25 protein-coding genes are annotated in these 24,985 nt (G+C 47.7%); 20 read left to right on the forward strand and 5 right to left on the reverse strand.

What is annotated here, in order from left to right:
- Positions 1-15: 15 nt before the first annotated feature.
- The 10 genes from ACTO17_RS01645 to ACTO17_RS01690 all read left to right on the forward strand — a co-directional run bounded on the left by ACTO17_RS01645 (position 16) and on the right by ACTO17_RS01690 (position 10,635).
- A complete protein-coding gene (locus tag ACTO17_RS01645; RefSeq protein ID WP_482556639.1) occupies positions 16-1,218 on the forward strand; it encodes a class I SAM-dependent rRNA methyltransferase in 1,203 nt (400 codons plus the stop codon).
- Between the two features lie 12 nt (positions 1,219-1,230).
- Positions 1,231-3,069: an ABC-F family ATP-binding cassette domain-containing protein gene (locus tag ACTO17_RS01650; RefSeq protein WP_482556640.1), complete on the forward strand. Its 1,839-nt coding sequence runs from the start codon at positions 1,231-1,233 to the stop codon at positions 3,067-3,069.
- 43 nt (positions 3,070-3,112) lie between these two features.
- Positions 3,113-3,787 (forward strand): hypothetical protein, encoded by a 675-nt coding sequence (locus ACTO17_RS01655; RefSeq protein ID WP_482556641.1) that lies wholly within the window; start codon positions 3,113-3,115, stop codon positions 3,785-3,787.
- A gap of 110 nt (positions 3,788-3,897) precedes the next feature.
- Positions 3,898-4,791 (forward strand): DegV family protein, encoded by an 894-nt coding sequence (locus ACTO17_RS01660; RefSeq protein ID WP_482556642.1) that lies wholly within the window; start codon positions 3,898-3,900, stop codon positions 4,789-4,791.
- A gap of 104 nt (positions 4,792-4,895) precedes the next feature.
- Positions 4,896-6,251: a Trk system potassium transporter TrkA gene (trkA, locus tag ACTO17_RS01665; protein ID WP_482556643.1), complete on the forward strand. Its 1,356-nt coding sequence runs from the start codon at positions 4,896-4,898 to the stop codon at positions 6,249-6,251.
- Between the two features lie 17 nt (positions 6,252-6,268).
- The gene (locus ACTO17_RS01670; RefSeq protein WP_172535494.1) at positions 6,269-7,708 is read left to right on the forward strand and encodes a TrkH family potassium uptake protein; all 1,440 of its coding nucleotides are present in this window, start codon (positions 6,269-6,271) and stop codon (positions 7,706-7,708) included.
- A gap of 28 nt (positions 7,709-7,736) precedes the next feature.
- Positions 7,737-7,967: a hypothetical protein gene (locus ACTO17_RS01675; protein ID WP_172535493.1), complete on the forward strand. Its 231-nt coding sequence runs from the start codon at positions 7,737-7,739 to the stop codon at positions 7,965-7,967.
- A 27-nt stretch (positions 7,968-7,994) separates the two neighbouring features.
- Entirely contained in the window at positions 7,995-8,240 is a 246-nt protein-coding gene (locus tag ACTO17_RS01680) for a TM1266 family iron-only hydrogenase system putative regulator (protein ID WP_172535492.1), read from the forward strand.
- A gap of 65 nt (positions 8,241-8,305) precedes the next feature.
- Positions 8,306-9,535 carry a [FeFe] hydrogenase H-cluster maturation GTPase HydF gene (gene hydF / locus ACTO17_RS01685; protein ID WP_482556644.1) on the forward strand — a complete coding sequence of 410 codons (1,230 nt, stop codon included), beginning with the start codon at positions 8,306-8,308 and terminating at the stop codon, positions 9,533-9,535.
- A complete protein-coding gene (locus ACTO17_RS01690; protein ID WP_482556645.1) occupies positions 9,535-10,635 on the forward strand; it encodes a sensor histidine kinase in 1,101 nt (366 codons plus the stop codon). The genes hydF and ACTO17_RS01690 overlap by 1 nt, the downstream gene beginning before the upstream one ends.
- A 244-nt stretch (positions 10,636-10,879) precedes the next feature.
- On the opposite strand, the gene ACTO17_RS01695 is transcribed toward ACTO17_RS01690, so the two are convergent.
- A complete protein-coding gene (locus tag ACTO17_RS01695; protein ID WP_482556646.1) occupies positions 10,880-10,975 on the reverse strand; it encodes a putative holin-like toxin in 96 nt (31 codons plus the stop codon).
- A 204-nt stretch (positions 10,976-11,179) separates the two neighbouring features.
- Between ACTO17_RS01695 and ACTO17_RS01700 the strand changes: the two genes are divergently transcribed.
- The 9 genes from ACTO17_RS01700 to ACTO17_RS01740 all read left to right on the forward strand — a co-directional run bounded on the left by ACTO17_RS01700 (position 11,180) and on the right by ACTO17_RS01740 (position 20,528).
- A complete protein-coding gene (locus ACTO17_RS01700) occupies positions 11,180-12,094 on the forward strand; it encodes a C39 family peptidase (RefSeq protein ID WP_482556647.1) in 915 nt (304 codons plus the stop codon).
- Between the two features lie 94 nt (positions 12,095-12,188).
- Complete coding sequence (locus ACTO17_RS01705) at positions 12,189-12,920, forward strand: nitroreductase family protein (protein WP_482556648.1); 732 nt, start codon at positions 12,189-12,191, stop codon at positions 12,918-12,920.
- 58 nt (positions 12,921-12,978) lie between these two features.
- Positions 12,979-13,449, forward strand: a complete 471-nt coding sequence (locus ACTO17_RS01710; protein WP_482556649.1) for a VanZ family protein — start codon at positions 12,979-12,981, stop codon at positions 13,447-13,449.
- 188 nt (positions 13,450-13,637) lie between these two features.
- On the forward strand, positions 13,638-14,300 hold the full coding sequence (locus ACTO17_RS01715; RefSeq protein WP_172538500.1) for a response regulator transcription factor: 663 nt from the start codon (positions 13,638-13,640) through the stop codon (positions 14,298-14,300).
- A gap of 4 nt (positions 14,301-14,304) precedes the next feature.
- Positions 14,305-15,720, forward strand: a complete 1,416-nt coding sequence (locus tag ACTO17_RS01720) for a sensor histidine kinase (protein WP_482556650.1) — start codon at positions 14,305-14,307, stop codon at positions 15,718-15,720.
- Positions 15,713-16,756, forward strand: coding sequence for a hypothetical protein (locus ACTO17_RS01725; protein WP_482556651.1), 1,044 nt, complete (start codon positions 15,713-15,715; stop codon positions 16,754-16,756). Before ACTO17_RS01720 ends, ACTO17_RS01725 begins: the two co-directional genes overlap by 8 nt.
- A 105-nt stretch (positions 16,757-16,861) precedes the next feature.
- Entirely contained in the window at positions 16,862-18,331 is a 1,470-nt protein-coding gene (gene clpX, locus ACTO17_RS01730) for an ATP-dependent Clp protease ATP-binding subunit ClpX (protein WP_482556652.1), read from the forward strand.
- 51 nt (positions 18,332-18,382) lie between these two features.
- Complete coding sequence (locus tag ACTO17_RS01735) at positions 18,383-20,065, forward strand: S8 family peptidase (RefSeq protein WP_482556653.1); 1,683 nt, start codon at positions 18,383-18,385, stop codon at positions 20,063-20,065.
- Positions 20,066-20,078: 13 nt separating this feature from the next.
- Positions 20,079-20,528 carry a signal peptidase II gene (locus ACTO17_RS01740; RefSeq protein ID WP_482556654.1) on the forward strand — a complete coding sequence of 150 codons (450 nt, stop codon included), beginning with the start codon at positions 20,079-20,081 and terminating at the stop codon, positions 20,526-20,528.
- A 251-nt stretch (positions 20,529-20,779) separates the two neighbouring features.
- On the opposite strand, the gene ACTO17_RS01745 is transcribed toward ACTO17_RS01740, so the two are convergent.
- The 4 genes from ACTO17_RS01745 to ACTO17_RS01760 all read right to left on the reverse strand — a co-directional run bounded on the left by ACTO17_RS01745 (position 20,780) and on the right by ACTO17_RS01760 (position 23,171).
- Entirely contained in the window at positions 20,780-20,980 is a 201-nt protein-coding gene (locus tag ACTO17_RS01745) for a cold-shock protein (RefSeq protein WP_135988574.1), read from the reverse strand.
- 121 nt (positions 20,981-21,101) lie between these two features.
- Positions 21,102-21,608, reverse strand: a complete 507-nt coding sequence (locus tag ACTO17_RS01750) for a DUF5721 family protein (RefSeq protein WP_482556655.1) — start codon at positions 21,606-21,608, stop codon at positions 21,102-21,104.
- Between the two features lie 73 nt (positions 21,609-21,681).
- Entirely contained in the window at positions 21,682-22,323 is a 642-nt protein-coding gene (locus tag ACTO17_RS01755) for a helix-turn-helix transcriptional regulator (RefSeq protein WP_482556656.1), read from the reverse strand.
- Between the two features lie 83 nt (positions 22,324-22,406).
- Positions 22,407-23,171, reverse strand: coding sequence for a 4Fe-4S binding protein (locus ACTO17_RS01760; RefSeq protein ID WP_482556657.1), 765 nt, complete (start codon positions 23,169-23,171; stop codon positions 22,407-22,409).
- 179 nt (positions 23,172-23,350) lie between these two features.
- On the opposite strand from ACTO17_RS01760, the gene ACTO17_RS01765 reads away from it, so the two are divergent.
- Complete coding sequence (locus ACTO17_RS01765; protein ID WP_482556658.1) at positions 23,351-24,823, forward strand: ISLre2 family transposase; 1,473 nt, start codon at positions 23,351-23,353, stop codon at positions 24,821-24,823.
- The last annotated feature ends 162 nt before the right edge of the window (positions 24,824-24,985 follow it).

Genomic DNA, 24,985 nt, shown 5'->3' on the forward strand with positions numbered 1-24,985 from the left:
TGAGAGGATAAGTGCATGAGCGAAGCAGTAGTTACCTTGAAAAAAGGAAAAGGAAGAACCGTGAAATCCGGAGGATTGTGGATTTATGACAATGAAATAGAGTCTGTCATGGGAGATTTTACAGACGGAGATGTGGTGACAGTGCATGATTTTGACGGATACCCCATGGGAAAAGGATTTATGAATACCAATTCAAAAATTCGCATTCGTATGATGACACGGAGGAAAGACCAGAAAATAAATCAGGATTTTATAAAAATGCGTGTGAGAAACGCCTGGGAGTACCGGAAGAAAACCGTAGACACCAGTTCCTGCCGGGTGATTTTCGGAGAAGCGGACTGGCTGCCGGGACTGGTGGTGGATAAGTTTTCTGACGTACTGGTGGTGCAGTCTCTGGCCCTTGGCATTGAACGGTTCAAGGAAGAAATTATCTCCGATTTAAAGGAATGTTTGGCAGAGGACGGAATCCGGATTCGGGGCGTCTATGAACGCAGCGACGCAAAGGTGCGCCGGCAGGAGGGGATGGAGTTAAAGAAAGGATTTCTGGGGCCGGAATTTGATCCCAAAGTGGAGATTACAGAAAACGGCGTCCGCTATCTGGTGGATGTAAAGGAGGGGCAGAAAACAGGATTTTTCCTGGATCAGAAATACAACCGGAAAGCCATCCATCCTCTGTGCCGAAACGCAAAGGTTCTGGACTGTTTCACCCATACAGGCTCTTTTGCCTTAAATGCGGGAATTGCCGGGGCAGACAGCGTATTGGGTGTGGACGCTTCTCAGCTTGCAGTAACCCAGGCAGAGGAAAATGCTGCCTTAAACGGGCTGTCTGACCGGGTGAAATTTGTCTGCGCCGATGTATTTGAGCTGCTGCCGGAGTTGGAACGCCGGGGAGAAGCTTATGATGTGGTGATACTGGACCCGCCGGCTTTTACCAAATCCAGGAATTCTGTCAAAAATGCAGTAAAGGGTTATCGGGAAATCAACCTGCGGGCCATGAAGCTTGTAAAAGACGGAGGAATTCTGGCCACCTGCTCCTGCTCTCATTTTATGGACGCGGAGCTGTTTGCCAAGACAATCCACCAGGCGGCGGAGCATGCGCGCAGGCGGCTCAGGCAGGTGGAGTTTCGGACCCAGGCGGCGGATCATCCTATTTTATGGGCGGCAGAGGAATCGTATTATCTGAAATTCTATATTTTTCAGGTGTGTCAGGAGAGGTAGCGGGAGAATATTATGAATATATTAACAGCAGAACATTTGCAGAAAGCCTACACAGAAGAGCGTATTTTGTTAAAAGACGCCGCTTTCAGCCTTCAGGAAGGAGAAAAAGTAGGGGTTATCGGCGTTAACGGCATGGGGAAATCCACCTTGCTGAAAATTATCGCAGGCGTAGAGGAGCCGGATCAGGGAAACGTGATTATGGGAAATCATGTGAAAACGGCTTATCTGGAGCAAACCCCCGTTTTAGAGGACGCTGACAGCATATTAAAATCAGCTTTAAAGGGATTGGACAGCCAGGACGGAGTGTTAGAGGGAGAAGCCAGATCCATGCTGCACAGGCTTGGGTTTGAAGATGTGGATCAGCCGGTAAAATATTTATCCGGCGGCCAGAAGAAACGGGTGGCGCTGGTGAATGTCCTGCTTAAGCCGGTGGAAATCCTGATTCTGGACGAGCCCACCAACCATCTGGACAGTGAAATGTCCGGCTGGCTGGAAGAATACCTTGTGAAGTTCCGGGGAGCGCTTGTGATGGTAACCCATGACCGGTATTTTCTGGATCGGATTGTGAATCGGATTGTGGAAGTGGAATATGGGAGCATCTACAGTTATCCCGGCAGTTATGCAGATTATGTGGCGCTGAAAATGCAGAGACAGAGTATGGAGCAGGCCAGTGAACGGAAGCGGAAAAGCATTCTGAAAAAAGAACTGGCATGGCTGGCAAGAGGCGCCCGGGCCAGGTCTACCAAACAGAAAGCTCATATTCAGAGAATTGAAGATATGCTTGCGGCGGAAGGACCCATAGAGGAGCAAGCGGTTCAATTGTGTTCCGCTGCCACCCGGATGGGCAGGAAAACAATTGAAGTCAAAGGCTTGTCGAAAACATATGGAGACAGAAAATTAATTCAGGATTTTACTTATATTTTCCTTAAGGGAGAGAGAATCGGCATTGTGGGGCCCAATGGGTGCGGAAAAACCACGCTCCTGAAGCTGATATTGGGACAGGTTGCAGCGGACAGCGGCGTCATTGAGATGGGAGAGACGGTGAAAATCGGTTATTTTTCCCAGGATAATTCCCATATGGAGGAATCTCTGACGGCCATTGCGTATGTCAGGGAAGCGGCGGAATATGTCGACGTGGGAGATGGGAAAATCAGCGCCGCTATGCTGATGGAGCGTTTTTTGTTCGACGGAACCATGCAGTGGACGCCCATCGGCAAATTGTCCGGCGGAGAACGCAGGCGGCTGTACCTGCTTCGGATTCTGATGAGCGCGCCCAATGTGCTGATTCTGGATGAGCCAACCAATGATTTGGATATTCGGACGCTGACCATATTGGAGGATTATCTGGATTCCTTTGAGGGGATTGTGATTACTGTTTCCCATGACCGGTATTTTCTGGAACGGCTGACCACCAGAATCTTTGCCTTTGAAGAGGAAGGGCGTCTGCAGCAGTATGAAGGCGGATATCTGGATTATCTGCGGGCCCGGGAGGAACGTGCCCCGGAGCTTTCCATCCAGGATAAAAAGAGCCGGGGCAATAAAAAATCTGAGGAGCAGAAAAAGAAGGAACAAAAAGCCCGAAGGGACAGAAATGGAGCCAGAGTCCAGAAGCTGAAATTTTCCTATAAGGAGCAGCGGGAATATGATACCATAGAGGACGAGATAGCGGCTTTGGAAGAAAAACTGGAGGGGCTGGATCAGAAAATCATGGAAAATGCCACCAATTCGGCGAAATTATCGGAGCTGACGGAAGAGAAAAACTGTGCGGAAGCAGAACTGGAAGAGAAGATGGATCGCTGGGTCTATCTGAATGATCTGGCTGAGAAAATCAAGGCGCAGGACAGCCGGTGACAGGAGGGGGCAAGGCCTGGGACAGCCCATAACAGGAGGGAATATGGATACAAAATTTCAAAAAAAACATGAATCAGATATGACAGGGAAAGAAAAACGGGAGTTGGAGCGTCAAAAACTGGCGTCCATGAATGGAAAAGAAAAGGCGGAATATATTTTCAGCTATTATAAATTCCATCTTGCAGCCCTGGCGGGAGCTGTTGCGCTGATCATCGGAATTGTCATGTGGATTGACAGTTTTCAGAACGAAACCATTCTCTATGCGGCAGTGATCAACGGCGGCGGAATGGACACCAGGATGATGGAGCATTTTCAGGCGTATCAGGGAGACGACAACCGGCGGCACAAATATGTGCTGGATATCTCAGTTGGAGCTATGAGCCAGGACGGCTCCGGGGAGATGGACTACGCCAACCGAATGAAAATGGTTACACTGGTGGGCGCCAGTACAACGGATTTGTTTATCTGTCCGGAAAATATTTATCAGGAATATTCCAGGGAAGAAAATTTCCTGGTTCCGGTGGAACAGCTGATGGGAGAGGAATTTGTGTCCGCCCATTCCGATATCTGTGAAAAAGACGCGGTGCGGGTGGAAAACAGCAAAATACTGGAAAGATATGGGTATAGGAGCAGCGGCCCGGCCTATCTCATCGTGTTTCAATATTCGGGGCAGAAGGAAGCGGCGGCAGATTTCGTGGAATTTTTGCTGAGTGAGTAAAAGATATTACGGCGTATTCTGTGCAGGAATCAAGGAAAACATCTTTTCTTTTTATAGGAAAGGTATTATAATAACAGCAATCCAAAGTAGTTTAAAAAAAGGGGGATTTTATGGCATATCAGATTATTACAGACGGCTCCTGCGATTTGGGCGCAGAAGCGGCGCAGCAGGCAGGAGTGCGGGTGGTGCCGTTTTATGTGACATTCGACGGAAAGACCTACCGGAAAGAAATTGAGGAAATCGGAGTAAGAGAGTTTTATCAGGAAATGGTGGAGCATCCGGATAAATTTCCCATGTCCTCCCTTCCTTCGGTGCAGGATTATGTGGAGGCGTTCAGGCCTTTTGCAGAAAAGGGCAAAGACATTATCTGCCTGTGCATTACCACCAAATTCAGCGGCTCCTACAATTCGGCCAAAACAGCGGCGGAATTGCTGCAGGAGGAATACCCGGGAGTGCGGGTTCAGGTGGTGGACACCGCTGTGAATACGGTGCTGCAGGGGCTGTTGGTGCAGGAAACAGTCAGGATGCAGCAGGCCGGACTTTCCTTTGAGGAAGCAGTGCAGGAAATTGAGCGGATAAAGTCCACCGGCAGAATTATTTTTACAGTTGGAAATTATGAGTACCTGATCCATGGCGGAAGAATCGGCAAAGTGATGGGAACTGCGGCGTCCACACTGGGAATTAAACCGCTGATTATGCTGAAAGAAGGGGAAATTTTTCCCACAGGCGTAACCAGAAACAGGAAAAAGGGCCTGAAACGGCTGATTGAACAGGCAAAAATCCATTTTGAGAAAATCGGAGAATCTCCCAATGATTACCGGATCGTGGTGGGATACGGGTATGATTATGAAGAAGCCGTGGAATTCAGGGATCAGCTTCTGGCGTCTCTGCAGACCTATTCAGATTGCGAAGCCGTTGATATTTACCAGATCGGGGCTACCATCGGCGTTCACACCGGCCCCTATCCGCTGGGGCTTGGACTGCTGAGGCGGTACGACAGGTAATGGGGAAGGGACAGCCTTTTATGATGAAAGCTGAAGCATTTACAGTATAGCTGGAATATTAAGAAAGAGAAAGACGACAGATATCTGCCGTAGATGGAGGAGACATGCAGATTATCATTGTGGGTTGTGGGAATGTTGGCACAACCTTGACAGAACAGTTAAGTAAGGAAGGACATAACATTACGGTAATAGACAGAGATCCGAAGAAAGCGGAGGCTGTGGCGAACCGGTTTGACGTGATGGGAATTGTAGGCAACGGGGCAAGCTTTGCCGTACAGAATGAAGCAGGCATTGAAGAGGCGGATTTGATGATAGCGGTAACCACCTCAGACGAGCTGAACCTGCTCTGCTGCCTGATTGCCAGAAAAGCAGGAGGCTGCAACACAGTTGCCCGGGTGCGCAATCCCATTTACAACCGGGAAATTACATATATCAAAGAGGAACTGGGCCTGTCTATGGTCATCAATCCGGAGTATGCGGCCGCCAGTGAAATTGCCCGGCTGCTGAAATTCCCTTCTGCCATTAAGGTGGACAGTTTTGCCAAAGGAAGAGTGGAGCTGTTAAAATGCAGGCTGGGAGAAGGGTCAGTGCTGGATGGAAAGCCGTTGACTTATATTTCCGGCGGCCTGCACTGCGATGTGCTGATTTGCGCAGTGGAACGGGGAGAAGAAGTTTTTATTCCTTCCGGTAATTTCCGGCTGCAGGAAAAGGACGTGATTTCCATTGTCGCTTCTTCCAGGAAAGCCAATGAATTTTTCCGGAAAATCGGAATGACCACCAACCGGATTAAAAACTGTATGATTATCGGCGGCGGCGAGACCACTTACTATCTGGCAAAGCAGCTTCTGCCCATGGGAATTGAGATTAAAATTATCGAACAGAATAAGGAACGGTGCAATGAGCTGAGCGAGCTTCTGCCCCAGGCCATGATTATTTACGGAGACGGGACAGAGCGCAATCTGCTGTATGAGGAAGGGATGCCAAAGGCCCATTCTTTTGTGGCCTGGACCAATCTGGATGAAGAAAATATTATGCTGAGCCTGTTTGCCAAAAGTGTGTCAAAGGCTAAAACCATTACCAAAGTGCACAGAATTGCCTATGATGAGATTATCGACAGCATGGATTTGGGAAGCGTGCTGTATCCGAAGCATATTACGGCGGAATACATTATTCAGTATGTGCGCGCCATGCAGAACTCCATCGGCAGCAACATAGAGACGTTGTACCAGTTAATTGAGGACAAAGTAGAGGCGCTGGAATTCAGGGTGCAGGAGAAATCTGCCCTGGTGGGAATTCCGCTGATGGAATTGAAGCTTAAGGAGAATCTGCTGATTGCCTGCATCAACCGGAAGGGCACGATTATCACTCCGGGAGGGCAGGATACCATTGAACTGGGGGACACCGTAGTAGTAGTGACAACAAATCAGGGCTTCCATGACCTGAAGGATATCTTGAAATAAGCGGAGGAAACAGACCAATGAATTATTCAATTATCCGATATCTTCTTTGCCGGGTGCTGGAATTTCAGGCGATGTTTCTGGCCCTTCCCTGTATCGCTGCGCTGATTTACCGGGAACGGGCGGGCTGGGCTTATGCGGCAGTCCTGGCAGGATGTCTTTTGGTGGGAACCCTGGGAAAAATGAAAAAACCCGGGAGCAATGTGTTTTATGCAAGAGAAGGATTTGCAGCGGTGTCGTTAAGCTGGATTGTGTTAAGCGTGACAGGGGCGCTGCCCTTGTATTTGTCCGGGGAATTTTCCAGTTATACCGACGCGCTGTTTGAGACAATTTCCGGACTGACTACCACCGGGGCAAGTATTCTGGGAGATGTGGAGGCATTGTCCCAATGCAATCTGTTCTGGCGCAGCTTTACCCATTGGATTGGCGGAATGGGGGTGCTGGTGCTGATTATGGCGGTTCTGCCTTTGGCCGGCGGCTACAATATGCACCTGATGCGGGCGGAAAGCCCGGGGCCTACCGTTGGAAAACTGGTTCCCAGAGTGAAAAATACAGCCAGAAATTTGTATAAAATGTACATAGTCCTGACGATTATTGAGATTATTCTGCTGCTGATTACAGGAATGTCTGTGTTTGAATCCATGACGCTGTCCTTTGGTACGGCAGGTACGGGAGGATTCGGGGTATTAAATGACAGTATCGGCAGTTACCGCATGATTTCCCAGGCAATCATTACCATTTTCATGATATTGTTCGGGATTAACTTTAACGCTTATTATCTGCTCTGGCAGAAAAAATATCTGCAGGCGCTGCACCATGAAGAAATGCGGTATTATCTGGGGATTATCCTGGGAGCAGTTCTTCTGATTACGATTAATATCCGGGGCAGTTTTCAGTCGGTACTGGACGCTTTTCACCATGCAGCTTTTCAGGTGGCTTCCATTATCACCACCACGGGATATTCCACGGCGGATTTTAACCAGTGGCCGGAATTTTCAAAATTTGTTCTGGTGCTTTTGATGTTTATCGGGGCGTGCGCCGGCAGCACCGGAGGCGGCATCAAGGTTTCCCGTGTAGTCATTATGCTGAAACTGGTAAAAAATGAATTATCCTATCTGATTCATCCCAAACGGGTGCGTCAGATCCATTTTGAAAAACATGTGGTAAATAAAGACGTGCTGCGGTCTATCTCCGTATTTTTTATTGCATACGCTATTATCTACGGGCTGTCGGTGCTGCTGATTTCTCTGGATGAACTGGATTTCACCACGAATTTTACGGCGGTGGCGGCAACCTTGAACAATATCGGGCCGGGGCTTGGGCAGGTGGGGCCTGCGGAAAACTTTTCCGTGTATTCTCAGCCTGCCAAGTATGTATTGATGTTTGATATGTTGGCAGGGCGGCTGGAGCTGTTTCCCATGCTGCTGCTGTTTGCGCCCTCGACCTGGAAACGGAGATAAGCCCAGACTGAGAAAGGACGGAGAAGCATTGCGTCAGATGGAATTTAAAATGGAGCGGACGGGCCTGCTGAAAGAGGGGGATGTGCTTCCGGTCAGCGAGGGGAAGCTGCCCACTTCCTATTATTATACGTTGGGAAAGGCTTATGCCATGTCCGCTAATTACGGATTCAGTGAACGGCTGAAATCCACAGAGGGAAAAGTGGTAAAAGTTCACGAGACCCCGAAAGGTTTTTTTGTAACAGTGGAATTTGATGAATGACGGGAAGGATTTTCTGAGGAAGGGCATATGGATGACAGAGTAGCCATTATCGGCATTATTGTGGAAGAAGCGGCTTCCATTGAAGAACTAAATCAGATTCTCCATGCGTATGGGGAATATATCATCGGCAGAATGGGAATTCCCTATCCGAAAAAGGGAATTAATATTATCAGCATCGCAGTGGACGCGCCCCAGAATGTCATCAGTGCGTTATCGGGAAAACTGGGAAAATTACAGGGGGTCAGCAGTAAAACTGCCTATTCCAAAGTATAGCTTAGAGGTGGGATGCAGCAGCGTCTCATTCCGCCGGGAAGCAGACAGAACAGGAGGAACAGACCATGAGTTTCAATCACACGCCAGGAGCAGAACGTGTTCACATTGGATTTTTCGGAAGAAGAAATGCCGGGAAATCCAGTGTGGTAAATGCGGTGACAGGGCAGGAGCTTTCGGTAGTGTCAGAGGTGAAAGGAACCACCACCGACCCGGTGCAGAAAGCCATGGAGCTTCTGCCCCTGGGGCCGGTGGTGGTGATAGACACGCCGGGAATAGATGACGAAGGCGCGTTGGGAGAGCTGCGGGTCAGAAAGACCCGGCAGATTCTCAACAAAACAGATGCTGCGGTTCTGGTTGTGGATGGAACCGGCGAACCGGCAGAGGCAGATCGGGAACTGATAAGATTATTTCAGGAGAAACAGATTCCGTTTCTTGTTGCAGTGAACAAAGCGGATGCGGCAAAAGAGGAGATACTGGAAGAAAAATTTGGGGAATATGAAAACCGTCTCATTGTAAGCGGCAAAACAGGGTTTCAAATTCAGGAATTGAAAGAAAAAATTGCAAATCTCGCAGCGGTTCAGCCGTCTCAGCGCAGAATTGCGGGAGATTTGCTTAAACCCGGGGATACGGCGGTACTGGTGGTTCCCATCGATCAGGCGGCGCCTAAGGGCAGGCTGATCCTGCCTCAGCAGCAGACGATACGGGATATCCTGGAAGCGGACGCTGCCGCCCTTGTGGTAAAAGAAAACGGCTTGAAGGAGGCGTTAAAAAGTCTTGGGAAGAAGCCGGCTCTGGTGATTACAGACAGCCAGGTATTCGGAACAGTCAGTGCAGATACGCCGAAAGATATTCCGCTGACTTCTTTTTCTATTCTATTTGCCCGGTATAAAGGAAATCTGCAGACGGTTGTAAGAGGCGCGGCAGCCATAAAATCTCTGCAGCAGGGGGATCGGGTGCTGATTTCCGAAGGGTGCACCCATCATCGCCAGTGTGAGGATATCGGCTCCGTGAAATTGCCCTGGTGGCTGAAAGAATATACTAAAAAAGAACTTTCCATTGAACTGACCTCCGGCACGGAATTTCCGGAGGATTTATCTCCGTATCGGCTGATTATTCACTGCGGCGGCTGTATGCTGAATGAACGTGAGATGAAATACCGGCTGAAATGCGCCGAGGATCAGGGGATTCCCATGACCAATTACGGGATAGCAATTGCCTGTATGCAGGGAATTCTAAGGCGGAGTGTGGAATTGTTTCCGCAGGTTCTGGCTGAATTGCAGCAGGAGGAAGTCTGATGCCGCCAAAAGACAGAAACCATATTAAAACAATGATTCTGCACCGGTTTTTTGCTAAAATGCTGCAGGCGTCTGCAGGGTGCATGGCCTTTCTTGTGGTCTGCCTGTTTCTGGGAAAGAACATTCTGGGTTCCCGCACCTGGTACGGCACAGAAGGGATTTATCCGCTGATTCACTGGATTTCTGATAACCAGGGCCTCTTTGTGCTGCTGTCATTTCTGACAGGGGTGCTGGGAATCGGAATTTTTTACTGGGTGAGGCTTTTGAATTATTTCCAGGAAGTGCTAGAGGCCATGGAACGGCTGAACGGGGAAACGGGTTTCATTCAGCTTCGGCCGGAGCTTCGGGAAGTGGAGCAGTATATGAATGAAATTCAGATGCAGAACCGGCAGAATGAACAGAGAGCCAGGGAAGCGGAACAGCGCAAAAGCGATTTGATTGTGTATCTGGCCCATGATTTAAAGACGCCGCTGACCTCGGTAATCGGTTACCTGACTTTATTGAGGGATGAAAGGCAGATTTCACCGGAGCTGCAGGAAAAGTATCTGGCGGTTTCCCTGAAAAAAGCGGAGCGTCTGGAAGAATTGATTAATGAATTTTTTGAGATTACCAGGTTTAATCTGACCCATTTAGAACTGGAGCAGTCCGTGGTTTCTCTGGATATCATGTTAGAACAGACGGCGTATGAGTTTCAGCCTGTTTTTGCAGAAAAACATCTGACCTGTGAGCTGAAGCCGGAATCCGGGCAGCTGAAAATCACCTGCGATCCGGAAAAACTGCAGCGTGTCTTTGACAATCTTCTGCGGAATGCCGCGCTTTACAGTTATGAAAACAGTGTTATTACAATTCGGACAAGGCTTGAAGACGCCAATGTCTGCATTCAGGTGGAAAATCAGGGCGCTGTGATACCCAGGGAAAAACTGGAGCGTATTTTTGAGCAGTTTTTCCGGTTAGACAGCGCAAGACAGAGCAGAAACGGCGGGGCCGGATTGGGGCTTGCCATTGCCAGGGAAATTGTGCGGCTGCATGGGGGAAGCATTCAGGCCGAGAGCAGTCAGGAGAGAACTGTGTTTACGGTGCGGCTGCCTGTTGGTGTTTGAGCTGGATAAGAATAAAAGCTGACTTGAAATATGAAAGATAACAAAAAGGCAAGTGAAATAGTGGAAAAAGCAAAAACTAAAATAAAATTTTAGGAAGTATATCACACTTAAAAATTTTCTTGCAACCAATCCACATATATGCTATATTAAAGGCATGGAAAAGAGCAGCCGCCCACAAAGTGGTCAGCCTCTCAGATGTGCTATAAGCCTACCTGAATCCGGCCAAGAAACAAGGTAGGCTTATTTATTTTCGCTTGTTTGTCCTATCTATATAGGCAAGCAGTGCAATTAGAAAGTTACCGCCTAAAAACAACAGGCTCAAAATCTGGTATGTATCCATCTGCACCACCTCCCCTCTTTCTTAAGTGAGGGAGGCTTGTCCACCTTGCAACACGGTTGCTCTTGCCCAGAATCATACCATATCCAAGAACAGATTGCAAACTTAAGAATATCTTAAATCTTTTGGGAGAAAAAACGCAAGAACCCATAAACTCTTTTTCTTATAATAAGAGAAAAGAAAATACAGGAGAAAGAAGGAGAGTTTATGGGACAGAAAGCTTTACAGAGGACAAAAAATTATGACTGGGAATTGCAGGTGATTCCGGGAACCTACTATATAGATTTTGATCAGGAGGATGAATGCAGGCCGTTAAGAAGCAGGCAGAGAAAGCCGGCCACAAGGCGCAGGAAGAAAAAGAAAAGCCGCAGAATCGGAAGAATCCTGGCGGGAGCGGCTGCCGTGTATCTCCTTGCAGTCAGCCTGCCGGCGGCAGGAAGAGCAATATCACAGGGCAGAACAGAATCAGAGAGGTTTTTGAAACAACTGGAATCGGAGCGTACAGGGGAAGCCTATCCGGAAGAATTGCTGGAGATGCTTGAAAAAAATGAAGAAGCTTACGATTTTGTGACAGGCTATCCCAACCGCGGGGAGTATATGGGAAAAGAAATTAATCTGACGGCTGAGGATCTGGCAGGCCAGGTTCCTCTGCTGATGCAGTGGGACATGCGTTGGGGATATGACAGTTACGGGCAGGATATGATTGCTGTAGCAGGCTGCGGCCCCACCTGTATGACAATGGCGTATCTGTATCTCACCGGGGACACTTCTATGAATCCCAGGAATATGGCGGAGTATGCTTGTGAGAGCGGTTTTTGTACGCAGGCCGGAACAAGCTGGGAATTCTTTACCGCAGGAACTGCGGGACTGGGCTTATCCGGACAGGAGCTGCCGCTGGGGGAAACGCAGATTAAAAATGCTTTGGATCAGGGAAATGTGGTAATTTTAAGTATGCGGCCGGGAGATTTTACCACCACCGGGCATTTCATACTGCTGCGGGGGTATGATGAAAAAGGATTTTATGTCAATGATCCCAACAGCAGAAAAAACAGCGGGAAGCAGTGGAGTTATGATCGAATCAGCGGACAAATCAAGTGTTTATGGAGCATTGGGAAGGAATAATCAAAATTTACTAATCTGACAAAGAGGAATAACAACAAGGTTTGATTCCTGGACAGATAGATGAGCGTTTTGCATTTAGGAGGTAAAAATAACTATGAACGATATAATAAAAGCGCTGCACGACAGAAAATCTGTCCGTGTATTTACAGAGGAAGAGATTACAGCAAAAGACAGAGAAGCCATTTTAACCGCATCCCTGCAGGCTCCTTCTGCAGGATGCCAGCTGTTATACACCATTCTGGATATTACAGATCAGAACAAAAAGGAAAAACTGGCGGAGCTTTGCGATCATCAGCCGTTTATAGCCAAAGGGAAATTAGTGCTGATTTTCTGCGCAGACTGCAAAAAGTGGCTGTCCTTTTATGAGGAAGCGGGGCTTATGCCCAGAACCCCCGGGCCGGGGGATTTGCTGCTGGCAGTGGAGGACGCCGTAATTGCAGCCCAGAATGCAGTGACGGCGGCAGAAAGCCTTGGCATCGGCTCCTGCTACATCGGAGATGTGATGGAGCATGCCAAAGAAATGAAAGAGCTTCTGTCGCTGCCGGCCTATGTATATCCGGCCTGTATGCTGGTATTCGGGCATCCCACCGGGCAGCAGAAGGAGCGGAAAAAACCAGAGCGGTTTGCACTCTCTGATATTGTCTGCGAGAATGTGTATCAGGAGAAAACCAGCGCAGATATCCGGTCTATGTTTGAGGGGAAAACCGGGGCGCAGAGCTATGAGGCATGGATGGAGGCCTTTTGGAAACGGAAATATGAAAGCGAATTTTCCAACGAGATGAACCGCTCCATGGAAGTGTATCTGAAGGATTTCAGAACAGAATGACCCTGGTTTGAAAATCATTTTTAGGACTTGCCCGAAAGAATGAAAGGAGAAACATCCCATGAAAAAATTATTCACCGGATTACTGGCGCTTGCCTGGATGGGAATTATTTTCGCTTTTTCCGCCCAGAGCGCGGTGGAGTCATCCCAGACCAGCCAGTCTGTATCCTACCAGATTGCAGAATGGCAGAACCGTCTGTTCGGCCTGGAGAAAACGGAAGAAGAATTGCTGGAGCAGGCAGAAGGGATGCAGCTTGTGATCCGCAAGGGGGCCCATATGAGTGAATATGCGCTGCTGGCAATTCTGCTTGGGCTGCATTTGGGATGCTACTCCTTTTCTGATAAGAAAGTTTTGCTGTGGGCCTTTGCAGCGGCAGTTTGCTATGCGGCCACCGACGAGTTTCATCAGTTATTTGTGCCGGGGCGGGCAGGCAGGATTACGGACGTCTGCATCGACGGTGCGGGATGCCTGGCAGGAGTGATATTTTATTACGCAGTATGGGGAAGAAAGAGAGGAAGGGAAAATTTTTAAACTGCAGGGAACAATCTATAGTTCTGCATCTATCCAAATATAAAACCTTCGCTGCAGCGCTATAGAATAGCTTTTTACATTTTTCTTACAATTTTATGAATACTTTTTCTGAAAATTCCTGTATAATAAAAATAAGGCATTGTTTGCCGCTCTGACAGAGACTCAGGAAGAAAAGGACAGAATCTAACATGATAAAAATTTTAATCGTAGAAGACGATCCCAATATTGCCAAACTGATAGAAGCCACCGTAGCCATTGGCGGTTATGAAGGAATTGTATGCGGCGACGGCGCCGAAGCTTTTGAGAAGATGGAGCATGGGAATTATGACCTGATCCTGTTGGATGTTATGCTGCCGGGGATGGACGGATTTGAGATTGTGAAGAAACGCACCAACAAAGAAGCGCCGGTGATTTTTATTACAGCCAAACAGGAATTGACAGACAAAGTGAAGGGTCTCAGGCTTGGGGCGGAGGATTATATCGTGAAGCCCTTTGAGGCCATGGAGCTTCTTGCCCGGATAGAGGTGATCCTGCGGCGGGTGAAACGGACAGAAAACACGTATTCTTATGGAAACATTACTGTCAATGTGGAGGAGCACACCTGTAAATGCGACGGAGAGGATGTGTATCTGACCCCGAAGGAATTTGAAGTACTGGTGTTTTTCATTCAGCACAAGGATGTGGCCATTTCCAGAGACCGGCTGTTAGCGGCAGTCTGGGGCTTTGAATATGAGGGAGAGACCAGAACCATTGATATTCACATTCAGCAGCTTCGCAAGAAGCTGAACTTAAAAGATCGGCTGGTGACGATTCCCAAACTGGGCTATCGCCTGGAAAGCGCGAAGGAGTAGCAGTATGAAATTGTGGCAGAAGGTTTTCCTGTATACATTGATACTGGTGATGCTGGCAGTGAGCATGACCAGTATTTTGTTATTAAAAAGCAGTTTTTCATTTGCGTTGGATCAGAAAAAGCAGAGTGTATACAGCGAGCATGAATTTTTAATTACCAGTTTTAAAAGCATGATGATTACAGAGCGTCTGAGAGAAAATGCCATTGTGCTGGAGGAAAAGAAGCTGAAAAATTTTATGGAAGGCACTTTCGGAAAAAAAGCAGATGGCAATGGCATTCTGTTCTGCAATGCGAAAAATGAGTATTTTTACAGCAACCGGGAAATAAAAGTGCCGAAGGGGCTGTTAGAAGCCGTGATGGACAGCGGAAAAAGCTATATGCAGGTGGAGGAGCATCAGCTGTACACAGCTTCGGCAGAGAGCATTGAGGGAAAAACCTATTACGTGGTGACAGAAAACGATATTACGGATGTGATGAAGATTCATGAAAATATGTTATGGCAGATTCAGGCTATCAGCATGGCGTGCGCCGTTGTCATTGCCCTGATTTTACTGGTGGTGGTAAAAACGCTGCTGCATCCTCTGAAGAAAATCAACGAAGGAACCAGATCCATAGCCCAGGGCAGTTATCAGGAACGTGTGCCGGAGCGGGGGCACGATGAACTTTCCGAGCTTGCCCGCAACATGAACTGTATGGCAGAGGCAGTGGAAACCAATGTGCGGGCGTTGGAGCATGTGGCTGAGGATCGGAAACAGTTTATCGACAATCTTTCCCATGAGATGAAAACGCCTCTAACCTCCATTCTGGGTTTTTCAGATCTTCTGCAGATTAAAAAAGACATTACCGAGGAAAACCGGATCGAATACGCCGGCATTATCAAGGCGGAGGCCACCCGGATGCGGACGCTTTCCGGTAAATTGATGGAATTGATTACGGTAGGCGAGGCCAATCTGGAATGGAGCAGGGAAGAAATGCAGGAGCTTTTTGGAGAAATCGGAGCTTCTTTAAAAGTAATCACAAATAACCGGAAAATGCACTTCAGCTGTGAAGCGGAGCAGGGCAGCCTGTGGGTGGACCGTGAGCTGTTCAAATCCCTTTTATACAATCTGGTGGACAATGCGGTGAAAGCATCCGGTGAGGACGGCAGAATCCAGGTCATCGGATATTTTGAAGAGGGCCAGTTCTGCATTCGGGTCTCAGATGAAGGCGTGGGCATTCCGAAAGAAGAGCTTGAGAAGATTACCCAGGCGTTTTATATGGTGGATAAAGTCAGGAGCAGGGCCAACGGCGGCGCAGGCCTGGGGCTTGCCCTGTGCAAAGAGATTGTGTCCCTTCACCGGGGAACCATGAAGTTTGAAAGCATCCAGGGCCAGGGAACCAGAGTGCTGATTTGCATGAGGGGAGGGGCAGAATATGCATAGAGTTAAATCTCTGTTTTTGACGCTGTTATGTGCGGGAATGATTCTGGCAGCCGGATATCTGGTGATTGTCCAGAGCGGACAGAAGGTACTGGAACGGGAGCGGATTTTGGAGGAATCTGTGTATGAGGACACCAGCTCCAACATTTTCTATGGAAAAATAGAAGAGGATATTGAATTATTTCCCTGGAGTTATTATCCCCAGGATAAAACAGCAGAAAACACCGAAGGTTTCCCAAGATTTCAGGCAATTGATCTGGACCAGTGGACGGAGGAAGCCGAAGCGGAATTAAAGGAGGCTCAGAACTGGTATTTGTATCAGATGATTGGATGGGAAAGCGGGATGTCTGCGGAGGAAGTATGGAGCTTGTACCATAACAGCCAGAAAAGCATTATGGACAGTATGGTGAAAGTGGACAATTCTCCTTACGGCCCTGCTACCATTTATTTTTATCAGGATATTGTGCCGCTGGGGGAACAGCAGTATCAGATACGAATTGCCTGCAGCGACTGGAATTTGATCAGTTTTAACTGTTTTAAGTACCGCAGCGGGCAGGAGAGGGACAGGGAAGCCTGGGCAGAGGGGAAAGAAAAGCTGGTGAGTATCCTGGAGAAATCAGAGGAGCAGCTTGCGGAATATTACAGATATATGATATTGCTGCGCAATCAGGAATTAATGACTACTTTTGATGAAAAGAAAGGGTATATCAGCACCTGCCTGCAGAGCTTATACTGGCTGGAAAAAATTATGGCGGGACAGGATTACGGCTATGAATCTATTTCAAATGAAATAAGGGATATAATGGAGGACGACTGGGTGCTGGCAGACAGTGAAAAGGAGACAACTGTGTTGAATAACAAGGCGGAAAGCAGCGGCGAGGCGGAAGCTATGGTGAATGCGGCCTCCAGTTATTCTTACCAGATTGTGGAGCTGAAAAACATGATTCTTCTGCTGATGCAGGGGGAGGAAACCCTTGGAATATTTTACGATCCGATGGAACAGCGTTTCTGCGGCTACAATTTTTTTTATGAATATTAAATTTTTCGAAAGCATTGGAAAAACAGTTGTGCTATCGGAGGCTCTGGCTTATAATAAAGTCATGTTTCGGATGATAAAATCCGGAAAGAAAGAGGAGAATTCAGCATGAACAACACAGATAAGTTCGACGATACAGATTTTCGTGAAGTAATATCAGATGCAGAAGAACCGGAGAAATCTGAGGAGCCGGAAAGCGGCGGCAAAGGAGAGCTTCAGGAGTCCGGTGAGAAAGAGAATGAATATGAAGATACCTGCTACATCTGCCACCGGCCGGAGAGCAAAGCAGGCAAGATGATTAAGATACCCAATGAAATCTGCATTTGCGCGGATTGTATGCAGAAAACCTTTGACAGCATGAGCCAGGTAAGTTTTCCCATAGGGGACATGAGCAATTTTGGGAATATGCCCAATATCAGCATGATTAATTTATCTGAGCTGCAGAATTTAGGCATGATGCCCAAGAGCCAGAAGCTGAAAAAGAAGCGGGCCAAAGAAGAAAAGAAAGCGAAACCGGCCCTGGATATCAAGGCGATTCCCGCTCCTCATAAGATTAAAGCCAGCTTAGATGAGTATGTGGTGGGCCAGGAGCACGCCAAGAAGGTGATGTCTGTGGCTGTGTACAATCATTACAAGCGGGTAGGATGCAGCAATAAGGACGGCGTGGAGATTGAGAAGTCCAATATGCTGATGCTCGGGCCTACCGGAAGCGGGAAAACTTATATGGTAAGAACGCTTGCCAGGCTTCTGGATGTGCCCCTTGCCATTGCAGACGCCACTTCCCTGACAGAAGCCGGGTATATCGGAGACGATATTGAGAGCGTGGTTTCCAAGCTGCTGGCGGCTGCAGAGAATGATGTGGAGCGGGCAGAACACGGCATTATCTTTATTGACGAGATTGACAAAATTGCCAAGAAGAGAAATACCCACCAGAGGGATGTGAGCGGGGAGAGCGTTCAGCAGGGGATGCTGAAATTATTAGAAGGAGCCGATATTGAAGTTCCGGTAGGGGCCAACAGCAAGAACGCCATGGTGCCCCTTGCCACAGTGAATACCAGAAATATCCTGTTTATCTGCGGCGGCGCATTTCCGGATCTGGATGATATTATCAAAGAACGGCTGAATAAGAAGTCTGCCATGGGATTTCACGCAGATTTGAAAGATAAATACGATAAGGAGGACAACATTCTTCACAGGGCGGAAGTGGAGGATATCCGCAAGTACGGCATGATACCGGAGTTTTTGGGCCGGCTGCCGGTGATTTTTGCATTGGACGCTTTATCGGAGGATATGCTGGTGCAGATTCTGACGGAGCCGAAAAACGCCATTATCAAACAGTATCAGAAGCTGCTTGCCATGGATGAAGTGAAACTGGAATTTGATGAAGGGGCGCTGCATGCCATTGCCGGAAAGGCCCGGAAGAAGGACGTGGGAGCCAGGGCGCTGCGGGCCATTCTGGAGGAATTTATGCTTGATATTATGTATGAGATTCCCAAGGATGACAACATCGGCATGGTGACCATTACCGGAGACTACATTGAGAATAAGGGAGGCCCCATCATTACCATGCGGGGCTGAATAAATTGGCAGTGCATTACATAGTATGATAAAAAAAGAAAAGAGCAGACTATGGATTGTGAAGAAGCCGTATATTCAAATGACTATTATGATTTTATTATGGAATATACCATGCCTAATTTCGGGGCTCCCATAAGCGAATGTATGCAGAAAATTGACGCTTCCTACGATATCGCCTATTTGCCCAGGGAAGGAAGTCTTTCTTTGAATATTCAGAATTATAACTATACGTCCATTCCGAAATGTTATACGCTGATGGATGAAAGCGCACTGGAAGCAAGCGGGATATTGAGGATACAGAATCAGCCTACCCTGTCCCTGAAGGGACAGGGTGTTTTGATTGGTTTTCTGGATACCGGAATTGATTATGTGAATCCGGTATTCCGAAACAGTGACGGAAGCACCCGAATCACGGCGATCTGGGATCAGACAGAACGCAGCGGAATACCGCCGGAGGGTTTTCTCTACGGAACAGAATATCTGGACGCCGAAATCAATAAGGCCCTTCAGGCCAAAAATCCCAGGGACGTGGTGCCTGTGACCGATCCGGAGGGACATGGCACGTTTTTGGCAAGCGTGGCGGCCGGGAGTCAGGTTCGGGAAGAGGAATTTATCGGCGCAGCCCCTTATGCCAGAATTGCAATGGTAAAGCTAAAGCCGGCAAAGCAGTATTTGAGGGAATTCTTTTTCATTCCGGAGGATGCGGCGGCATATCAGGAAAACGACATTATGGCAGGACTGGCATATTTGGATCAGCTTGCCCAGAGAGTCCGGATGCCCCTGGTGATTTGCTTCGGCCTGGGTTCTAATATGGGAAGCCATACGGGCGTCAGCCATCTGAGCACGATGCTGAATAATATAACGCTGCGCAGCGGCCGGGTGGCAGTTACCGCTGTGGGCAATGAAGGGAATGAAAGGCACCATTATTTCGGCCGGATGGAAGAAGGGCAGGAATACCAGAATGTGGAAATCGGCGTGGGAGAGGGAGTAGAGGGTTTTTCGGCAGAGCTTTGGGCCAGGGCGCCCCAGCGGTTTGTGGTGGAGATTATTTCTCCCACCGGAGAACGGATGCCCAGTGATTATATCCTTTCCGGCGGAAGAGAGTTCCGTTTTTTATTTGAGGATACCAGGCTGACGGTGGATTACCGGATTACCGGCATTTTAAATGGGGCCCAGGTGATTTACATGCGTTTTGAAAATCCTTCCCAGGGGTTATGGAACATTCGGGTATTTCCGGAGGTGGAGCTGGCAAGTATTTTCAACATATGGCTGCCGATGGAGGAGCTTTCCACCGGGGAGGTATTTTTTGTCCGCTCCAATCCGGACACAACCATTACGGTTCCTTCCACTGCCATTGTGCCAATCGGTGTGGGAGCGTACGATGTGCGGGACAACAGCATTTATCTGCGCTCCGGCAGAGGGTTTACCACCAACGGCTGGATTAAACCGGATTTGGTGGCTCCGGGAGTGGGCGTATTCGGCGCAGGGCCAAATAACCAGTTTACCACCCGGGACGGCACCAGCGTCGCGGCGGCAATTACGGCGGGAGCAGTTGCTTTGATGCTGGAATGGGGCATTGTCCGGGGCAATTATACGGCAATTACCAGTATAGAGATTAAAAACGTACTGATCCGCGGGGCGGCCAGAGACAGCAAACGGACGTATCCGGATCAGGCATTTGGATGGGGGAGACTGGATCTTTACCAGGCGTTTGAAGATTTCAGGATTCGTTGAAAGGAGAAACAGAATGAAATATGCAGCGGTTGCAGCGGCAGTGTTTGCCGGAGATTTTTTTCTGAAAGAACAGGTGGAAAAGCGGAAAGATTTGAAAGAAACAGAGATTTTAAAAGGCCGGATTATTCTGAAGAAGTATCATAACAGGGGAGCGGCACTGAATTTTATGGAGAGACGGACGGGACTGGTGAAAAAAATATCCGCGGTCTTTCTGCTGCTTCTGGGCGTCCTGTGGTATCTGCTTTTTCGCAAAAAGGAAAATCCTGCGGTTCTTTTGGGCCTGAGCCTTGCCATCGGAGGAGGCGCCAATAATTTTTGTGACAGGCTTACACGGGGATATGTGGTGGATTATTTCAGCTTCCGTACGCCCTGGAACTGGCTGAATCAGATTATTTTTAATGTTTCTGATCTGTGTATTTTTACGGGCACGCTGATTGCCATGGCGGCACAACCGCTGCACTGATTGCAGGGAACATGAGCTGAAGCCAGCCAGGCCGCAGGCGAAAGAGCACAACCGCTGCGCTGATCACAGAGGAGCCAGCCAGGCCGCAGGCAAAAGAAAAGCAAAACATGCAAAAAGAATTGCTGCAGCAGCCTTATGGCACATACAGCAATTCTTTTTATTAACCGTAATTCCTCTATATCTTATATCAAAATAAAAATAGAAAATTCTATATTATTGACAAAGGTACATTGTGAATGACCGGATTAAAATTAGTGGATTACAGTTACGTTCACAGCCTGAGGTCCTTTAGAACCTTCTGTCACATCAAATTCAACAGATGCGCCTTCTTCCAGGGACTTGAACCCTTCCATGTTTAACCCGGAATAATGAACAAATACATCGTTGCCGGATTCATCAGAAATGAAACCATATCCTTTTTGGTTGTTAAACCATTTTACTGTACCTTGCATGCCAAGTACCTCCAAAAAAATAATCTGCGCTGCATTTATTTACAACGTAGGACTATAGTAACATATAATATGAAAAATGTAAAGAATTATTCATAGAAAATTAAAAAAAGTGAATTTTTTGTTAATTCAGCGGTTCAAAAGCAATCTGATGTTTCCGGAAAAATTTTTTGACCATATCATCCCAGGCGTGCTCCAGTGATTTGTCCATGGAAAAAATATGGCAGGAAATCCCTGTGGTGCAGGTAAGCTTCTGGTTCTGGTATTTCAGGTTCAGATACATGCCGGAAACTTCCTCCGGCGCAAAACTGCTGCTGACAGAGGCGACGGTGCGTTTCTGATTTTCACTGGATAATTGAAACACAAATTTGAAAGCAAAGGGCGCGCGCTTTCCCTTGATGATATCAAAGCAGATGGGGCGCACCAGGGAGAAGGGCGTATATTCTTCCTGGGAAATCAGAGGGTAAGGCTCATCTTCCGGGCTGAAAAAATCCGCATTGGAGCGGCCCTCCAGAAAATAAGTCATAAAAGTTGTAATGCTTCCTTCGCGAAGCAGAAAACTGTCAAAGGTGTCTGTGCGCAGAAATAGATTCATAAATTCTTTTACATCCGGAATGGAAAAAGCAGTCATAATAAACCTCCTGACTCATGCTTTGTGTGTTTGAAATTGACAATTGAAAAAGGATTGCTCCGGCGGCTGCATATTACAGTTTGTTCTTGTTCAGATAGCGGTACACGGTGGGAACCGACACAAGAAGCTGCGCGGCAATTTCTGACACGGAGCCTTTAACCTTCAGTATCCCTTCATCATCCATCCGGTGGACGATACGGACTTTTTCCTGCATGGACATCCGGGCAGGAGAAATCCCGCTTTCTGCAATGATTTCCTGAATCCGCTCCCGCATCAGACTGGCCATGGGCTTGTCCAGGCTTTCAGAATATTCCGTCTCTTCACATCCGGACAGATGGAATAATTCCAGAAGATTTGCCACGGCATGGTTCAGATTTTGTACGGCGGTCATGGCTTTGTTGATGCATAAAAGGCCGATGAGCCGCCCTTCATTTTTGATAAAGTAAGTGGAAGAGAGGAATTCTCCCTGTTTGTTCCGGCCGGTATAATTGGCCAGATAATCTGCGTTTTGGTAAGAGCCTTTGGCAATGATGTCTTTGGCAAGGTCAGTAAGGGGATTGCCGATTTCCCGGTCAGATACATTGTTGTAAATGGCGGCCAGTGAATGCTCCGGCTCTTTTGTGTCATGGATGACGATTTCACAGCCCGGGCCGCAGACTTCTGCCAGAAAAGGGGCAATATTGATATACAGCTGCAATACTTCTTGATCTGTCATTTACATCACCTGCCTTGGTTTTATGTAGGAAACGGAAAAATTTTGCTTCTGAGCCGCCGTATGTTCCAGAAAGCCGCTGAGCCTTACAGGAACAGTTCATTTTCTTTCCAGCCGCTGCAGGCTTTTTTCAGCTTCAGACTGGCAGCGGCATGAAGGGCCTTATTGAGGCTGCGGGCATGCTGAGGACAGATGGCCATACAGCGCATACAGGAAATGCAGAGCTTGGGATCTGTCTGGGAAGGGGTTGCCGTATCAATGGCGCCTGTGGGGCATTTGTCCGCACAGAGACCGCAACGATTGCAGGATTTTCCGGCTGCAGGCTTTAAGGGGACGCCGCCGTATTCCCGATAAGGGCGGTTTCCGGGCAGATTCAGATGGGAAGAGAGAGAACCGGCTTCCATTTTGGCACGGATGTTCTCTGCAAAGCGAGTCAGTGTCTCTGCATCCTGGGCGTTTGGACGTCCGGCGGCATACTGGCGCATAATGGAGTGCTCCGCCACAGCAGCCACAGCGGCAATACAGGAAAAACCGGAATCTGCCAAAACGTCCTGGAGTTCGGCGAAGGTGTCGTCGTAAGCCCGGTTTCCGTATACGGCAATCAGAATGGCCGAAGCGCCGTTTCCGTTCATCTGCCGCAGCCGCGTTACGGCAATGTCCGGAACCCGGCCGCCGTAGGAGGGAACGGATACGATGCAGGTATCTGTCTCTGCAAAAGAGCAGGAGGAAAAGTCCCTGCTGCGTTCCGTTAAGTCAATCAGGATGCTTTCGGAAGAAAAAGATGCTGTGAAAATATCGGATACCTTTTTCGTGCCTCCGGTGGGGCTGAATACAATGTGATAAACAGACATAATATCTCCTTTCGGAATGGTTGTTGTTTGATATGAAATATTGTAACAGAGATACATGGACATTGCAATTTTTTTGAGATAGTGTAAAATTTTTTTCGGAAAATTTAAGAAGGGAACTCTTTTTTGTGGTAGAGTATAAGTGCCTAAACAAACACCCGCACAAAAGAAAGGAGTTCCCTATGGTCAACAGTATAATCTATTTTGAAGAACGTTGCATTAAAATTTTTGAAAAATTAGAAGATGATTTTCTTAAAAATCCAAAAAATTTCGCAGAGTATGTTTATGGCATCACTAACGTATTATGCAAACTCGGAACAGAAATGCTCCGGGAGTCCCTGGAAGCGATGGATCAAATGCTGTGTAAGAGCTCCTTTCGCCGGAAGTCATGGAGCATAGAAGCACACCACTGGAAAACACTGACTACCTCTCTTGGAGATGTTACCTTCAAAAAAACGCTGTTCCTAAATAAGCAGACAAAGGAGTATTCTTACCTGCTCGACCGTATCCTGGAGCTGGAGCCAAACCAGCGCCTGACAGAAGATGCGTCTGCTCGGATGCTGGAAGAAGCGGTGCAGACTTCCTATGAACGAGGTGGGCAACAGGTGAGTATGACTACACAGGTAAGCCGTCAGACGGTCAAAAATAAGATTCATGCGCTGCAGTTTCCGCCGGAGAACACAATCCCAGAACAGAAAAAGGTGGTGGACTATCTGTATATGGATGCAGATGAAGATCATGTGGCTTTACAGTTCCGCGAAAAGAAAGGTGATCTTACGAAAGCAGAAAACGGAGTAAAAAATAATGGTCTGATCACAAAAATGGTCTGTGTTTATGAAGGGAAAGAGGAAGAAACATTTCATGGCAAGCGCAGAGTGCTGACAAACTGCCATTATTTCTGTGGGGTGAACAGCAAAGAGGCAAACTTAAAGTTCTGGGATGATATTTACCAGTATCTGGAAAGGAATTATGATCTGGATCAGGTGAAAAAGATCTATCTGAATGCAGATGGAGGAAGCTGGATCAAAACGGGAGCAAAGCGTCTCAAAGGCGTCACTTATGTGCTGGACGGGTTTCATCTGGAGAAATGCCTGATAAAGCTGGCGCCGCATCTGAACAGGAAAGAGCGGATACCCGTGCTGGAGGAGTTCCGCAAAACAATCCGGAATCAGACAAAGAATGATTTCAGAGAACTGGTGGAAAAACAGAAAAAAGAGATGCCCAAATGGAGGAAGCGTTCAAAAGTGGAGGAAGCGGCGTCCTATATTCTGTCTAACTGGACAGCGGCGAAACTGCGTCTGAGGCATAAAAACGGAGTTCTTGGGAGCAGCACAGAAAGCCACGTGAGTCACATCCTGTCTGCAAGGATGAGTTCGAGACCGATGGGATGGAGTCGCCAGGGAGCGGCAAAAATGGCCGAACTGAGGGCGTATTATTATAATGGAGGAGATATGCTGGAGCTGGTGCGGTATCAGAAGAAAGCGGGGAGTAAGGAATCGAGAAAAGAGGAAAAAATCCTGAGCAGTACGCAGATTCTGATATCAGAAAGGAACCGGCATGGAGAACTGGGAAAATATCTGGAACGTATCAGTCACAGCATGTCGCTGCAGAATAAAAAGAGAGTGTATTTTCAGGCTCAGATCAGAGGATTGTAAAACAGATTCAGAAGCACAGGTGGAAGTCTGCGCAAAAAGGAGCTGTTTGTGCAGGGAAAAGAACTATAGTACAGCTAAAAAAAACAAGAAGTCATTTCTATTTGAGAAAAACATTTGTGGTAAACTCTGACCAATCAAACCCGAAAGTAAAGTTACACTATC

The sequence above is a fragment of the Petralouisia sp. genome, from assembly GCF_056822245.1.

Excerpts from the sequence above, each read along its gene's own strand:
- ACTO17_RS01655 (WP_482556641.1), top strand. The coding sequence starts at position 3,113 with ATGGATACAAAATTTCAAAAAAAACATGAATCAGATATGACAGGGAAA.
- ACTO17_RS01680 (WP_172535492.1), top strand. The coding sequence starts at position 7,995 with ATGGATGACAGAGTAGCCATTATCGGCATTATTGTGGAAGAAGCGGCT.
- trkA (WP_482556643.1), top strand. The coding sequence starts at position 4,896 with ATGCAGATTATCATTGTGGGTTGTGGGAATGTTGGCACAACCTTGACA.
- ACTO17_RS01745 (WP_135988574.1), bottom strand. The coding sequence starts at position 20,980 with ATGCAAGGTACAGTAAAATGGTTTAACAACCAAAAAGGATATGGTTTC.
- ACTO17_RS01720 (WP_482556650.1), top strand. The coding sequence starts at position 14,305 with ATGAAATTGTGGCAGAAGGTTTTCCTGTATACATTGATACTGGTGATG.
- ACTO17_RS01755 (WP_482556656.1), bottom strand. The coding sequence starts at position 22,323 with ATGACAGATCAAGAAGTATTGCAGCTGTATATCAATATTGCCCCTTTT.
- ACTO17_RS01695 (WP_482556646.1), bottom strand. The coding sequence starts at position 10,975 with ATGGATACATACCAGATTTTGAGCCTGTTGTTTTTAGGCGGTAACTTT.
- ACTO17_RS01725 (WP_482556651.1), top strand. The coding sequence starts at position 15,713 with ATGCATAGAGTTAAATCTCTGTTTTTGACGCTGTTATGTGCGGGAATG.
- ACTO17_RS01765 (WP_482556658.1), top strand. The coding sequence starts at position 23,351 with ATGGTCAACAGTATAATCTATTTTGAAGAACGTTGCATTAAAATTTTT.
- ACTO17_RS01705 (WP_482556648.1), top strand. The coding sequence starts at position 12,189 with ATGAACGATATAATAAAAGCGCTGCACGACAGAAAATCTGTCCGTGTA.
- ACTO17_RS01645 (WP_482556639.1), top strand. The coding sequence starts at position 16 with ATGAGCGAAGCAGTAGTTACCTTGAAAAAAGGAAAAGGAAGAACCGTG.
- ACTO17_RS01710 (WP_482556649.1), top strand. The coding sequence starts at position 12,979 with ATGAAAAAATTATTCACCGGATTACTGGCGCTTGCCTGGATGGGAATT.
- ACTO17_RS01715 (WP_172538500.1), top strand. The coding sequence starts at position 13,638 with ATGATAAAAATTTTAATCGTAGAAGACGATCCCAATATTGCCAAACTG.
- ACTO17_RS01750 (WP_482556655.1), bottom strand. The coding sequence starts at position 21,608 with ATGACTGCTTTTTCCATTCCGGATGTAAAAGAATTTATGAATCTATTT.
- ACTO17_RS01700 (WP_482556647.1), top strand. The coding sequence starts at position 11,180 with ATGGGACAGAAAGCTTTACAGAGGACAAAAAATTATGACTGGGAATTG.
- ACTO17_RS01690 (WP_482556645.1), top strand. The coding sequence starts at position 9,535 with ATGCCGCCAAAAGACAGAAACCATATTAAAACAATGATTCTGCACCGG.
- hydF (WP_482556644.1), top strand. The coding sequence starts at position 8,306 with ATGAGTTTCAATCACACGCCAGGAGCAGAACGTGTTCACATTGGATTT.
- ACTO17_RS01660 (WP_482556642.1), top strand. The coding sequence starts at position 3,898 with ATGGCATATCAGATTATTACAGACGGCTCCTGCGATTTGGGCGCAGAA.
- ACTO17_RS01670 (WP_172535494.1), top strand. The coding sequence starts at position 6,269 with ATGAATTATTCAATTATCCGATATCTTCTTTGCCGGGTGCTGGAATTT.
- ACTO17_RS01735 (WP_482556653.1), top strand. The coding sequence starts at position 18,383 with ATGGATTGTGAAGAAGCCGTATATTCAAATGACTATTATGATTTTATT.
- ACTO17_RS01760 (WP_482556657.1), bottom strand. The coding sequence starts at position 23,171 with ATGTCTGTTTATCACATTGTATTCAGCCCCACCGGAGGCACGAAAAAG.
- ACTO17_RS01740 (WP_482556654.1), top strand. The coding sequence starts at position 20,079 with ATGAAATATGCAGCGGTTGCAGCGGCAGTGTTTGCCGGAGATTTTTTT.
- ACTO17_RS01650 (WP_482556640.1), top strand. The coding sequence starts at position 1,231 with ATGAATATATTAACAGCAGAACATTTGCAGAAAGCCTACACAGAAGAG.
- clpX (WP_482556652.1), top strand. The coding sequence starts at position 16,862 with ATGAACAACACAGATAAGTTCGACGATACAGATTTTCGTGAAGTAATA.